Source organism: Hallella faecis (genome assembly GCF_018789675.1).
GTDB classification, from domain to species: domain Bacteria; phylum Bacteroidota; class Bacteroidia; order Bacteroidales; family Bacteroidaceae; genus Prevotella; species Prevotella faecis.
This window is the reverse complement of record NZ_JAHKBE010000004.1, coordinates 76,945-89,304: the sequence shown is the minus strand read 5'-3', so window position 1 is coordinate 89,304 and position 12,360 is coordinate 76,945. Positions and strand designations below refer to the sequence as shown.

Genomic DNA, 12,360 nt, shown 5'->3' with positions numbered 1-12,360 from the left:
TCTTTAATCAATCATTATGGAAACAAAAACACGCTATTCTGATGAGGAACTTCAGGAGTTCCGCCAGATCATTAATGAGAAATTGGAGGTAGCCCGAAAGAGTTACAACGAGATGATGCGGCAATTGATGAACGCCGATAGCAATTCGGATAGTGACACTGCACCCACTTACAAGATCTTGGAAGAAGGTACAGATGCCATGGAGAAAGAACAACTCATCTCGATGGCTCAGCGTCAACAGAAGTTCATACAGGGTTTGGAGGCGGCACTTGTCCGCATCGAGAACAAGACGTATGGCATCGACCGACTGACGGGAGAGTTGATTCCCAAGGAGCGCTTGCGCGTTGTGCCGCACGCTACGCTGAGCGTTGCTTCCAAAAATTCAAGAAATCACTAAATGGCCAAAGTAAAGAAACACGAATGGATGACCGATGGCAGAATGGCGTGGATTATCATCCTGGCCATTCTGATCATCGATCAGGTCATTAAGATCGAGGTAAAGACATCCATGACATTGGGTGAGTCGATTCGCATTACCGATTGGTTCTACATCACATTTGTGGAGAACAACGGAATGGCTTGGGGTATGACGTTTATCAACAAGCTTTTTCTGAGTGTGCTCCGCATTGTTGCTGTGTCTGCCATAGGTTGGTTTATTTGTCAAACCGTCAAGCAGAAGGGGCGTACGCGCTACGTCGTTTTTCTTTCGATGGTTTTGGCTGGAGCGGCTGGTAACATCTTTGATTCCATATTTTATGGCCTTGTTTTCAGTGCCTCGTCGCCTTTTTATGTGGCTTATTGGGTGCCGTTCGGTACTGGATATGCCGATGTTTTGATGGGCAAAGTGGTCGACATGTTCTACTTCCCCTTGTTCCACGGCACTTGGCCTACATGGATGCCTATGTGGGGTGGTGATGAATTCATCTTTTTCTCGCCCGTTTTCAACTTTGCAGACTCCTGCATTACGGTGGGAGTAATTAGCCTTCTTTTGTTCTGTAGAAAAGATTTGGAGCAAATGGAGACAACGTTCCGTGTGGCCTTCCACAAGGATAATAAACAAGAAATTGATCCTAAGGCATGAGAAATCATACACATCGTACACTTGGATTTTGGTTGGTCGTAATGGCTTTCGTCATGGCTGTTAGTTCGTGCAAGCCCTCGGCTCCATCGGGTATCATACAACCCGATGTGATGGAGGATTTGCTTTACGATTATCATTTGGCTGATGCCATGGCCTATTCGGCTGAAGGCGACTGCAACCAGAACCTCATCGCTTATCACACGGCGGTGTTCAAGAAGTATGATGTGACCAGCGCTGAGTTTGATTCGTCGATGGTTTATTACATGCGCCATACGTCGCAACTCCATGATATGTATGAAAAGATCGCGCAGCGAATGGAAGACGACGCGCAGGCCATGGGTTCATCGGTGAGCCTCAACACAGACAACGATGCCTTTAACACGGCTTCGGGCGACACTATTGATATTTGGAAGGGTGCCCAGTCGGTTGTCTTGATTCCCAATGAGCCCTATAACGTTGTGTCGTTCCATTATAGCCCTGACGCGAAAGCGCAGAAGGGTGATGATTATGTGTTGACGACCCATAGTAATTTCATCTTCCAAGACGGCATGCGCGATGCCATCATTTGCATGGCCTTGACGTTTACCAACGACAGTGTGGTTTCAAGAACGATGCATGTTTCATCGTCGTCCGAACAGCAAGTGGTGCTGACCGATGGCGATAGCCTTGGCGTTAAGGAGATCAGAGGCTATTTCCTGCTCAATAAGAACAATCAGGCGAACAGTTCATCCACCACCTTGCGACTGGTGAGCTTCGACCGAATCCACCTTCTGAGATGCCATCGTACGACTGAAGGAAACAAGTCGCAGGCTAATACTGCGCCGTCGTCGTTAGAGAAGACGGCGGAACCAGCTCCCGCCGTCAACAAGTCATCCGAACAGATTTCTGCGGTTCCAGCCAATAAGCAGACTGTTGTGCCCATAGATAAGGACGTAACACCTCCAGCCAATAATGGCGCTACGCCACCAACTAAAAATGGCGCAGTGCCTCCTTCGAACAGGAGTGCTTTGGTGCCCGCTACTAATGGTGCCCGTCCCCAACGACAACTGGCTTCACGAAAGAACCTGAAAATAGTGAAGGAGGTTATCAAACCGATGAAGTAACCACCGCTATCAAGGTGTTATTTTCAGAGGAATGATAAGATAAATGATCTCGACTGAAGATGTGACAAAGACTCAGAAGTCGAGTGGAAGTTCCCTAAAAGAGACGTTGGCACTCCTTCCAAGGGGCGTTTGCTCTCTTCTAATGGGGCGCTGACAATATGAAAAACATCCCCGATAGGCCGTAAAACCTGTTGTGGAACAACACTGAGGGGCCGTCAGAACCAGTCCTGTAGGGCGCTGAACCCTGTCTAATCAAGAATAATCAAACATTAAAACCGAATAATATGCTATCAGTAAACGAACTTGAAGATGCTCTTATCGACCTCGCATTCGCTGAGGATATAGGAGATGGAGATCACACAACCTTGTGCTGCATTCCTGAAGATGCCATGGGAAAAAGTCACCTGCTCATTAAGGAGGATGGAATTCTGGCGGGTGTTGACGTTGCCCGCGAGGTGTTTCACCGCTTTGATCCCACTATGCAGATGGAAGTCTTCATGGAGGATGGTGCGCAAGTGAAGAAGGGCGACATTGCGTTTGTGGTGTCGGGTAAGGTTCGCTCGTTGCTTCAGACAGAGCGTTTGATGCTCAACATCATGCAGCGCATGAGCGGCATTGCCACCATGACAAACAAGTATGTGAAACTGATTGAGGGCACTGGAGCACATGTTCTCGACACACGTAAGACCACTCCGGGCATGCGTATGTTGGAGAAGCAGGCCGTTAAGATCGGTGGTGGTGTGAACCATCGCATCGGTTTGTTCGACATGATCCTGCTCAAGGACAACCATGTCGACTTTGCCGGTGGCATTGAGAATGCCATTGACCGTTGCCATCACTACCTTAACGAGAAGGGACTGGATCTTAAGATTGAAATTGAGGTTCGCAATTTCGATGAGCTTCAGCAGGTTCTCGACAAGGGCGGTGTAAACCGTATCATGCTCGACAACTTCACTGTGGCCGACACAAAGAAGGCTGTCGACATTATCAATCATCGTTTTGAGGTGGAGTCGTCGGGTGGAATCACCTTCGACACCATTCGTAGTTATGCTGAGCAGGGCGTTGATTTCATCAGCGTTGGTGCGCTTACGCACAGCGTCAAGGGTCTTGACATGAGTTTTAAAGCTTGTTAATATCTAATTTATGAAAAAGTTTTTTATTCTTTCAGCCCTGGTCCTGGCCGCAAGTTACGCTTCGGCCTGCACCAACTTCATTGTTGGTAAGGACGCTTCGGTCGATGGCTCGGTGATCTGTACGTACACCGCCGACGACTATGGTATGTTCATCGGTCTGCAGCATTTCCTCGCTGGCACACACAAGAAGGGCGAGATGCGTGATGTGGTTGACTGGGACACCCACGTCTACCACGGACAAATCCCTGAGGCACCCGTTACCTATACGGTCAACGGCAACATCAACGAGTATCAGGTTACCATTGGTGAGACAACCTGTGGCGGCCGTGAGGAGATGATAGACCCTCAGGGAATCATCGACTATGGCTCACTGATCCACATCGCTTTGCAACGCTCTAAGACTGCTCGCGAGGCCATTAAGGTCATGACCACCCTGGCTCAGACCTACGGCTATTGCTCAAGCGGTGAGTCGTTCACCATCTGCGACCCCAACGAGGCGTGGATTATGGAGATGCTGGGCAAGGGTCCCGGCTCGAAGGGCGTGGTATGGGTAGCTCAGCGCATCCCCGACAACGCCATCTCTGGTCATGCCAACCAAAGCCGCATAGGCAAGTTTAACATGAAGGACAAGAAGAACGTCATGTATTCAAAGGACGTCATCAAGTTTGCCCGCGATAAGGGATGGTTTACGGGTAAGGATGCCGACTTCTCATGGAAGATGGTTTACTCAGCCCCCGACTTTGCCGGACGACGCATCTGCGACGCTCGTGTATGGGCGTTCTTCAATCGCTTCGTGAAGGGAATGGACCGTTACCTGCCTTGGGCTTTGGGTAAGGACAAGAACGCTGAGGACATGCCTTTGTGGGTCATCCCTGATAAGAAGCTGTCGGTTCAAGACGTAGAGGCCGCCATGCGCGACCACTTTGAGGGCACTCCGATGGCACTCGATTCTACCGATATCGGCGGTGGCGTATGGCAGATGCCTTATCGTCCCACACCATTGTATTACGAGGTGAACGGCAAGAAATATTTCAATGAGCGTCCTACCTCTACCCAGCAGACAGGCTTCTCATACGTATCGCAGATGCGTTCTTGGCTTCCCCGTCAGATAGGTGGTGTCCTGTGGTTCGGCAACGATGATGGCAACATGGTGGCTTATACGCCGATCTATTGCGGCAACACGGTTCCTCCCGAGTGTTACGATACTCCTGGTGCCGATGCTGTGACATTCTCTATGAAGAATGCCTACTGGGTTTGCAACTGGGTGAGCAACATGGTTTATCCCCGTTACTCACTGATGTTCCCCAGTCTGAAGGCTGTTCGCGACTCCCTTGACCAGAGCTACTTCGCTCAGCAGGCAGAGGTTGAGGCCCGTGCCGTAGAGCTCTGCAAAACCAGCGAGGAAGAGGCTGTGAAGTATCTCAACACCTATAGTAACACCAAGGCTCAGCAGATGCTCGAGCGTTGGAAGGAGTTGGCTTTCTATCTCATCGTGAAGTACAACGATATGGCTGTGAAACCCGACCAGAATGGCAAATTCCTCCGCACGAAGGAGGGCCTTGGCGCCACAGTGAAACGTGTAGGATCAGCTGCGGCTTTCCAAAAGAAGTTGGCCGAGACCACAGGCGATAAGTTCCTCGTTCCTACAGAATAATCCCACTATACGCAATCTGTTTTGTCGAAACCCATGCGTGATGTGTTGAGCATCGGTATGTGAACATTGCCAACAGATAGTACATATAATGGCGGTTGTCCCATCGTTTGAATCAAACGTAAGGGCAACCGCTTTTTCGATTCTCCCCACGTCCTACTGAAGCCAGTATTCTCTCCCTTCCTCGTTGTTTCGCTCATTTCGCTCCCCGCTACATGGGCATGCCAACAATTTCATGCTTATTCCATGCCCCATTGAAACATAAATTCGAAGATAATGGCTATATGATGAAAATAATGTGTATCTTTGTGGAACAATATGTGGTGATTATGCAAGTAGCCACTCTTTGTCGGTAGACCGATCTTTCGTTTATGAGAGAGATCAGATCTGCTTCGCATTTATTAATCTTTACTATGTAATGATGGATATATCGCGCGTATTAAAACTGATAGATAGCCAAGACGGACTGTCGCAATCTCTTGGCATGGAATTTTTGTCGACTCCTGAGCCCAATACCTGTAAGGCTCGAATGAAGGTCGACCATCGCAATCGCCAACCTTTCGGTTTCTTAAGCGGAGGTGCATCGTTGGCGCTTGCCGAGAACATCGCTGGTGTGGGTTCGTTGGCCCTTTGTCCCGGAAAGATCAGTGTTGGCATCAATGTCAGCGGATCGCATGTGAAAGCGGTGATGGAAGGCGATGTGGTGGAAGCCACAGCCACCTTGCTTCACAAAGGCCGCACCCTCCACACATGGCAGGTGGATATTCGAAACTCCAACCAAGAGCTCATCTCTACGGTTAGCGTCACCAATTATATTATCAAACCTCAGTCGGCTCCCAACACCTCAGGGGAGTCGAAATAAATATTGTCCCCATACCCTATGAAGACCGATTTTGTTTTGTATAGGATGCCTTATGCCGAGCAGGCTTATCGTATCGATGCCGATACCACCCATCTGTTGTCGTCGGCCGAAGAGCTCGATGGTGTCTGCGGATTTGTGATGGCACCCTTTCAAACGTCAGCCTCCACACCCATAGTCGTTATCGAAGGCAAGTCTGTGCCTGTTCCCATGGCTTCCATGCCATCACGCGTTGCTGTGGATGAGCACTGCTCACGTGAGCAATACGCCTCCGATTTTGCCCGATTCCATGAGGCTATCTGCCAAGGCCATTTCTCTAAGTTGGTGCTTTCGCGTTGTGCTTCTTTCACATCGTCGGAGCTCTACTGTCCCGAGCAACTGTTTGCCGAGGCTTGCCGTAGCTATCCCCGTATGATGATAGCGTTGGTTTGCAGCGAGGTGGCGGGCACCTGGCTTATGGCTACTCCCGAGATATTGCTCGCCTTGGACGGTTATCAATGGCGTACCATGGCCTTGGCCGGCACCATGGCATGGGAGGGTAAAAAGCAATACGAGTGGTCTGAGAAGAATAAGAAAGAGCAGCTGCTTGTTGCCCACTATATCGAAGAGGCTTTAAGTACTTTTGCCACCGATCTTGAGATATCGGAACCTTATACCGTGAAGGCTGGCAACCTTGTTCATCTGCGTAGCGACTTCTCCTTTACGCTCGACGATTCTCTGACCGATGGCAATGGCTTGGGTAAGTTGGTCGATGCACTTCATCCCACGCCCGCTGTGTGTGGCCTGCCTAAGCAGGAGGCCATGGAGTTTATCATTGCCAACGAGAGCATCGACCGCCGGTATTACAGTGGTTATTGTGGCCCGTGGAATGTGGGTGGCATGACGGCCCTCTTCGTGTCGTTGCGATGCATGGAGCTGAGCGCCCATCGTTGCGTGCTCTATGCTGGAGGCGGCCTTCTTGCCGAAAGTTCCGAAGAGAGCGAATGGCAGGAGACGATGATGAAAATGGAGGCAATGAGAAGACTATGTACTCAGACAAGATAAACATTAACATCCTGACCTCGCTGATGGTGGCTCACGGCGTCACCACCGTGGTGATCTGTCCGGGTAGCCGAAACGCGCCGTTGGCCCACAACTTTGCTTCGTGCCCCGACATGTATTGTGTGGCTGCTACCGACGAGCGCTCAGCTGGCTTCTATGCCTTGGGATTGGCGTTGGCGTCTGAGCATCCTGTGGCCGTGTGTGTCACGAGCGGTTCGGCCCTGCTCAATTTGGCGCCTGCCGTAGCTGAGGCTTATTACCGTGAGGTGCCACTTCTCGTTATTTCAGCCGATCGCCCATTGGCTATGATCAATCAGTTGCAAGGCCAAACCCTTCCGCAGGTTGGTGCCTTGGGAGCGATGGTCAAGGCCAGTATGCAGTTGCCCGAGCCCCACGACGACCTGGAGCGGTGGCATTGCAACCGCATGGTCAATGAGGCCTTGCTTACCCTTCGGTCACATGGATGCAGTCCCGTTCATGTCAATGTACCCATATCCGAGCCTCTGTACAATTTTACCATCGATTCCTTGCCTGTGGAGCGTAAAATTTGTCTTACGCCAATGGTGGCCGATTCGGAAAACCTTGCAGCCGTAGCCGCCGACTTTGCTTCGGCCGCGAAACCCATGTTGGTGCTGGGACAGATGGCGAGGAGCCAATGGCGCAAAGCGGCCGAGGCCGTGGCATTGCTGAGGCAAAAGGTGGTGGTGCTGGCAGAGAAACTTTCTGACGACACCGATGGGCCGTTGCCCTCGTTAGACTTGCTCGCCAATCGGGCGAAGACCCATATCGATTTGTTTCCCGACTTCATTATCTATATCGGTGGAAATCTCGTGGCCAAGAACATGCGCCAATGGTTGCAACAGGCCAAACCACGGCGCAGCGTGGTCGTAACCTCGACAGGTGCCGTGACCGACGTGCTGATGAACGCCACCGACATGGTCGAGGCTCAACCCCATGAGATGCTACAAGCCTTGACGGCCAACCGCAGCTATTCGGCTTCCGAGTCGTGGCTCCACCAATGGCAAGCGCTCCAGTCGGAGGTTGTTGCTGAGGTCCAAGTGGCTACCCACGACAGGCAGAACGAGGCCATCCGCCTGTTCTTCCAGGCCATCAAAGGCACATCGATGAACGTACATGTGGCCAACAGTCTGTCGGTACGCATGGCGCTGAAGTATGCCGATCGCTACCTGTATGTCAACCGAGGCGTCAATGGCATCGAGGGCTCGCTCTCCACTGCGGCAGGCCATTCAGTGATGTCGCCATGCCCCGTGGCATGCATCATAGGCGACCTTAGTTTCTTCTACGATGCCAATGCGCTGTGGAACGAGCAACTTTGTGGCAACTTCCGTGTGCTACTGCTCAACAACCAGCGCGGTGAGATATTCAGCAAGTTTAAGCCATTGGCCGACAGTCCGGCCCGCGACACATATGTTATGGCTAAGCATCATGCCACCGCTGAGGGTGTATGTCTGCAAAATTGTGTGGAATATCGGCAGGTGAAACCCGTTGATGATCTTGCCGCAGGTATCCAATGGCTTGTAGAAGAACGCTGCCCACGCCCCATGTTGCTTGAGGTGCTGCTGTAAGCGATTGTGGGCTTGTCCGAAAATTATAAGGCAAACAATAACATATCAATCACTATGGAAAGAAATTGGAAGAAAATATCGGGTTTCGATTTTAAGGAAATCTTGTTCGAAGAATACAACCACATTGCGAAGATCACCATCAATCGTGAGCGTTATCGCAACGCTTTCACCCCACTCACTACCTGGGAGATGTCGCAGGCTTTTGCCTATTGCCGCGAGTGCGCTGATATCCGTGTGGTGATCCTGACCGGTGCAGGCGACAAGGCGTTTTGCTCAGGCGGCGACATGCACGTCAAGGGCCGTGGTGGGTATGTGGGCAATGATGGTGTGCCTCGCCTCAATGTGCTCGATGTGCAGATGCAGATTCGCCGATTACCCAAACCCGTCATAGCTATGGTCAACGGCTATGCCATTGGCGGTGGTCACGTGTTGCACGTCATGTGCGACCTGACGATTGCAAGCGAGAACGCTATCTTCGGTCAGACCGGCCCGAAGGTGGGCAGTTTCGATGCCGGCTTTGGCGCGTCCTACTTGGCCCGTATGGTCGGTCAGAAGAAAGCCCGCGAGATTTGGTTCCTCTGCAAGCAGTACACGGCCCATGAGGCCGAGCAGATGGGAATGGTCAACAAGGTGGTGCCGTTCGAACAGCTGGAAGACACCTGCGTTGACTGGGCTGAGATCATGATGGAGCGCAGTCCGCTGGCTCTCCGTATGATCAAGGCGGGCCTCAATGCCGAACTGGATGGCCAGGCCGGCATTCAGGAGTTGGCTGGCGATGCCACCATGCTCTATTACACCATGGACGAGGCTCAGGAAGGTGGCAAGGCATTCCTGGAGAAGCGTAAGCCCGATTTCGACAAATACCCTGTGTTCCCATAATGACGATGCGTATCACCCTCCATACACGCACGCTGCACTTCAAGCAACCTGCGAAAACGTCGCGTGGACAGTACACCTCGCGTATCAGCCGATATGTCGTCGTTGAGAGTGGCGGTGTGCGTGGGGTGGGCGAGTGTGCCACCCTTCCCGACCTGTCGTGCGACGAACGGTCCGACTATGACCTGTTGCTGCGCCAGTTTTGTGATACCATTGAGCGTACGGGGCGCATCCCCTATGAGGCGTTGCGCCCTTATCCTTCCATGCTCTTTGGCATCGAGACGGCGTTCGCCCAGTTGGCCGCGGGTGGCTCCACAGCTCTTTTTGACACCCCTTTCGCCCGTGGTGAGGTGGGCATTCCCACCAATGGCTTGGTGTGGATGGGCTCGTACGACCAGATGTTGGCGCGCATGCAGGAGAAGTTGGACTTGGGATTCCGCTGCATCAAACTGAAGATTGGAGCTATCGACTTTGATAAGGAGTTGGAATTGCTGCGCATCATACGTTCGGCTTTCCCCAAGGACAAGGTGGAACTCCGCGTCGACGCCAATGGCGCCTTTGCCCCCAATGAGGCCATGGTGCGCCTGGAGCAGTTGGCGCGCTACGATCTTCATTCCATTGAGCAACCCATCCGTCAGCACCAATGGACCGACATGGCGCGTCTTTGCCAGGAGTCGCCCATCGCCATCGCTCTCGACGAGGAACTCATTGGCGTGAATATCCCAAGCGAGAAGGAGCGTCTCCTCGACACCATCCATCCGCAATATGTTGTGCTTAAGCCGTCGCTGCATGGTGGTATGATGGGCTGCGAGGAGTGGGTGTCGATGGCCAAGATCCGAGGCATCGGGTCGTGGATGACGAGCGCCCTTGAGAGCAATGTCGGGCTCAACGCCATAGCCCATCTGGCCGCCCACACTTATGGCACCGACGACATCATGCCGCAGGGCTTGGGTACGGGCCAATTGTTTACCGATAACATTGACATGCCCATCGCTTTGAGGGGCGAACGAATGTATTATGACCATCGCTGAATTTCTTGCACAATGGCGCGACGACCAACCCACCGTGCCTGTGTTCACCAGTGGCTCCACGGGCAAACCTAAGTTGATGATGGCAGAGAAGGCCCGTATGGAGGCTTCGGCCCGCATGACCTGCCAGGCGCTCGGCCTGCATCCGGGCAACAAGGCGTTGGTGTGCCTTCCCATGGACTATATCGCGGGCAAGATGATGGTGGTGCGTAGTTTGGTTTGCCAATTACAGATGGTTAGCATTGAGCCGCAGGGGCATCCCATGACGGCCATTGCCGACGACGAGGTGATCGATTTTGCGGCCATGGTGCCCATGCAGGTGTTCAACTCGCTGAGCAATGAGACTGAGCTACGCCGCTTGAAAGCTATCAAGAATATTCTGATTGGCGGAGGAGCCATCGACAAGGAATTGGAACTCCAGTTGCGCCAATTCCCCCACGCCGTGTGGAGCTCGTATGGCATGACCGAGACGCTCTCGCATATCGCTTTGCGCAAGATCAATGGCGATAACGCCGACGACAACCTCTGGTACCGTCCGTTGCCGGGTGTCGGCATCACGCTCGACGCCAACGATTGCTTGGTGATCGACGCTCCTGCCGTTTGTCCCACGGTCTTGCATACCCACGACATAGCCGTCGTGGATCGTTCGCAGGGCTATGTGCGTTTCAAGATTGTAGGACGCATCGACAATGTGGTGTGCTCGGGAGGCGTGAAGATTCAGATTGAGGAGGTGGAGCAGGCCTTGGCGCCCCATCTTTCAGCACCCTTTATCATGGCCAAACGACCCTCGAAGAAGTATGGTGAAGAGATGGTGATGCTTACCGAAGCCGCCGATGCCACTCGTATTATGAGTGTTTGCCACGACGTGCTGCCCAAATATTGGCAACCCAAGGAAATTATCCAAGTTGACCAAATCCCTATGACCGAGACCGGAAAACCCAAGCGCAATCTGTTTTAGTTGCAAGTGTTCATTGGATTGTTGTCTAAACAAACACTAACAAGAATCTAAATCTAACGATGTGGGATTAGCGTATTAGAATGGGGAAAGGGCACAATATGACCTATTGTAGAAAGCTATGAGGGTTAAGTAAATACCAGTTTTTACTTGCACCGTACTTGCACCATGATGGTTTTCAAGCGTATAAGTGATGTTTTTGGTTATTAAAGATAGAGGGAAGAAAATGAGGGTAAACAAGCGTAACTTCCTGATAATCAAGGGAGCGGAATACGGGAATCGAACCCGCCTCCCAGGCTTGGGAAGCCCGTGCACTACCGATGTGCTAATTCCGCGTAAGTAAGATTACCTTGATGTTTTGCCTTTGGAGCCGATACTCGGACTCGAACCGAGGACCTACGCATTACGAATGCGTTGCTCTACCAACTGAGCCATATCGGCAAATGCGATGCAAAGGTATAATATTTCCTTGAAACGCCCAAACATTCTGCTCGATATTTTTCGGGAAAATGCTTCTTATGCGTGTGAGAATCGTTGTGAAAGCGTGTTTTTGATGTTCTGTTTCTGCGTGGTGGTGTTTGTAACGGCTACGGCGTATGGGCAGCGCCTTCGGTTGCTGAGTGTAGCATTGATCTGTGGGAAAAGAGTATAGAACGTGTGTGAAAGTTGTGTTGGGCCCGTGAGAAATATGCATTGATCTTGAGGAAAAGGTGGGTTGGCCTGTCTGAAAGGTATGGTGGGTTAACCAAATGGGATTGGGGAAGTGGATCTGCGATAGTGGTTAACGGTTGTTAAAATTGTCACAAATTGATAAATTCATACGTATAATAACAAAATGGGCATCACGGTGAGCGCTCCTCCCTGGGTTAAATTTTTCCTCGTCCTCCCCGATTCGCCTTGATCTGATGTCGATCGGTTTCGTGCGAGCAGGCATTTGGCTCTTTCACCTCTTTATATGGAGTATGGTAGCCAAACGTTAAAAAATGATGAAATGGTAAAGAAATAGCGTACTATGTGTTGCAAGGTATCAATAAAAACTATATCTTT

At 51.5% G+C, this 12,360-nt stretch carries 11 protein-coding genes and 2 tRNA genes; 11 read left to right on the top strand and 2 right to left on the bottom strand.

From position 1 onward, the window contains the following. Positions 1-16 precede the first annotated feature (16 nt). The 11 genes from KM934_RS02050 to KM934_RS02000 all read left to right on the top strand — a co-directional run bounded on the left by KM934_RS02050 (position 17) and on the right by KM934_RS02000 (position 11,316). Complete coding sequence (locus tag KM934_RS02050) at positions 17-397, top strand: TraR/DksA family transcriptional regulator (RefSeq protein ID WP_215758949.1); 381 nt, start codon at positions 17-19, stop codon at positions 395-397. Beyond that, positions 398-1,081 carry a lipoprotein signal peptidase gene (locus tag KM934_RS02045; protein ID WP_215758948.1) on the top strand — a complete coding sequence of 228 codons (684 nt, stop codon included), beginning with the start codon at positions 398-400 and terminating at the stop codon, positions 1,079-1,081. Between the two features lie 53 nt (positions 1,082-1,134). Beyond that, positions 1,135-2,184: a DUF4296 domain-containing protein gene (locus KM934_RS02040; protein WP_215758947.1), complete on the top strand. Its 1,050-nt coding sequence runs from the start codon at positions 1,135-1,137 to the stop codon at positions 2,182-2,184. Positions 2,185-2,468: 284 nt separating this feature from the next. Further along, positions 2,469-3,317 (top strand): carboxylating nicotinate-nucleotide diphosphorylase, encoded by an 849-nt coding sequence (nadC, locus tag KM934_RS02035; protein WP_215758946.1) that lies wholly within the window; start codon positions 2,469-2,471, stop codon positions 3,315-3,317. 10 nt (positions 3,318-3,327) lie between these two features. Beyond that, complete coding sequence (locus tag KM934_RS02030; RefSeq protein ID WP_215758945.1) at positions 3,328-4,971, top strand: dipeptidase; 1,644 nt, start codon at positions 3,328-3,330, stop codon at positions 4,969-4,971. A 418-nt stretch (positions 4,972-5,389) separates the two neighbouring features. Further along, complete coding sequence (locus KM934_RS02025) at positions 5,390-5,830, top strand: PaaI family thioesterase (protein ID WP_215758975.1); 441 nt, start codon at positions 5,390-5,392, stop codon at positions 5,828-5,830. A gap of 18 nt (positions 5,831-5,848) precedes the next feature. Beyond that, on the top strand, positions 5,849-6,871 hold the full coding sequence (locus tag KM934_RS02020; RefSeq protein WP_215758944.1) for a chorismate-binding protein: 1,023 nt from the start codon (positions 5,849-5,851) through the stop codon (positions 6,869-6,871). Next, positions 6,853-8,454: a 2-succinyl-5-enolpyruvyl-6-hydroxy-3-cyclohexene-1-carboxylic-acid synthase gene (gene menD, locus KM934_RS02015; RefSeq protein WP_215758943.1), complete on the top strand. Its 1,602-nt coding sequence runs from the start codon at positions 6,853-6,855 to the stop codon at positions 8,452-8,454. Before KM934_RS02020 ends, menD begins: the two co-directional genes overlap by 19 nt. Before the next feature lie 54 nt (positions 8,455-8,508). Further along, entirely contained in the window at positions 8,509-9,333 is an 825-nt protein-coding gene (gene menB / locus KM934_RS02010; protein ID WP_215758942.1) for a 1,4-dihydroxy-2-naphthoyl-CoA synthase, read from the top strand. Next, positions 9,333-10,361, top strand: a complete 1,029-nt coding sequence (locus KM934_RS02005; RefSeq protein WP_215758941.1) for an o-succinylbenzoate synthase — start codon at positions 9,333-9,335, stop codon at positions 10,359-10,361. The genes menB and KM934_RS02005 overlap by 1 nt, the downstream gene beginning before the upstream one ends. Further along, the gene (locus tag KM934_RS02000; protein WP_215758940.1) at positions 10,348-11,316 is read left to right on the top strand and encodes an AMP-binding protein; all 969 of its coding nucleotides are present in this window, start codon (positions 10,348-10,350) and stop codon (positions 11,314-11,316) included. The genes KM934_RS02005 and KM934_RS02000 overlap by 14 nt, the downstream gene beginning before the upstream one ends. Before the next feature lie 261 nt (positions 11,317-11,577). On the opposite strand, the gene KM934_RS01995 is transcribed toward KM934_RS02000, so the two are convergent. Further along, positions 11,578-11,648 (bottom strand) — tRNA-Gly (locus tag KM934_RS01995). A gap of 30 nt (positions 11,649-11,678) precedes the next feature. After that, positions 11,679-11,754 (bottom strand) — tRNA-Thr (locus tag KM934_RS01990). Between the last annotated feature and the right edge of the window lie 606 nt (positions 11,755-12,360).

Bases quoted from the DNA above. Each gene is read 5' to 3' on its own strand.
- KM934_RS02050 (WP_215758949.1), top strand. From the start codon at position 17: ATGGAAACAAAAACACGCTATTCTGATGAGGAACTTCAGGAGTTCCGC.
- KM934_RS02045 (WP_215758948.1), top strand. From the start codon at position 398: ATGGCCAAAGTAAAGAAACACGAATGGATGACCGATGGCAGAATGGCG.
- KM934_RS02040 (WP_215758947.1), top strand. From the start codon at position 1,135: ATGGCTGTTAGTTCGTGCAAGCCCTCGGCTCCATCGGGTATCATACAA.
- nadC (WP_215758946.1), top strand. From the start codon at position 2,469: ATGCTATCAGTAAACGAACTTGAAGATGCTCTTATCGACCTCGCATTC.
- KM934_RS02030 (WP_215758945.1), top strand. From the start codon at position 3,328: ATGAAAAAGTTTTTTATTCTTTCAGCCCTGGTCCTGGCCGCAAGTTAC.
- KM934_RS02025 (WP_215758975.1), top strand. From the start codon at position 5,390: ATGGATATATCGCGCGTATTAAAACTGATAGATAGCCAAGACGGACTG.
- KM934_RS02020 (WP_215758944.1), top strand. From the start codon at position 5,849: ATGAAGACCGATTTTGTTTTGTATAGGATGCCTTATGCCGAGCAGGCT.
- menD (WP_215758943.1), top strand. From the start codon at position 6,853: ATGTACTCAGACAAGATAAACATTAACATCCTGACCTCGCTGATGGTG.
- menB (WP_215758942.1), top strand. From the start codon at position 8,509: ATGGAAAGAAATTGGAAGAAAATATCGGGTTTCGATTTTAAGGAAATC.
- KM934_RS02005 (WP_215758941.1), top strand. From the start codon at position 9,333: ATGACGATGCGTATCACCCTCCATACACGCACGCTGCACTTCAAGCAA.
- KM934_RS02000 (WP_215758940.1), top strand. From the start codon at position 10,348: ATGACCATCGCTGAATTTCTTGCACAATGGCGCGACGACCAACCCACC.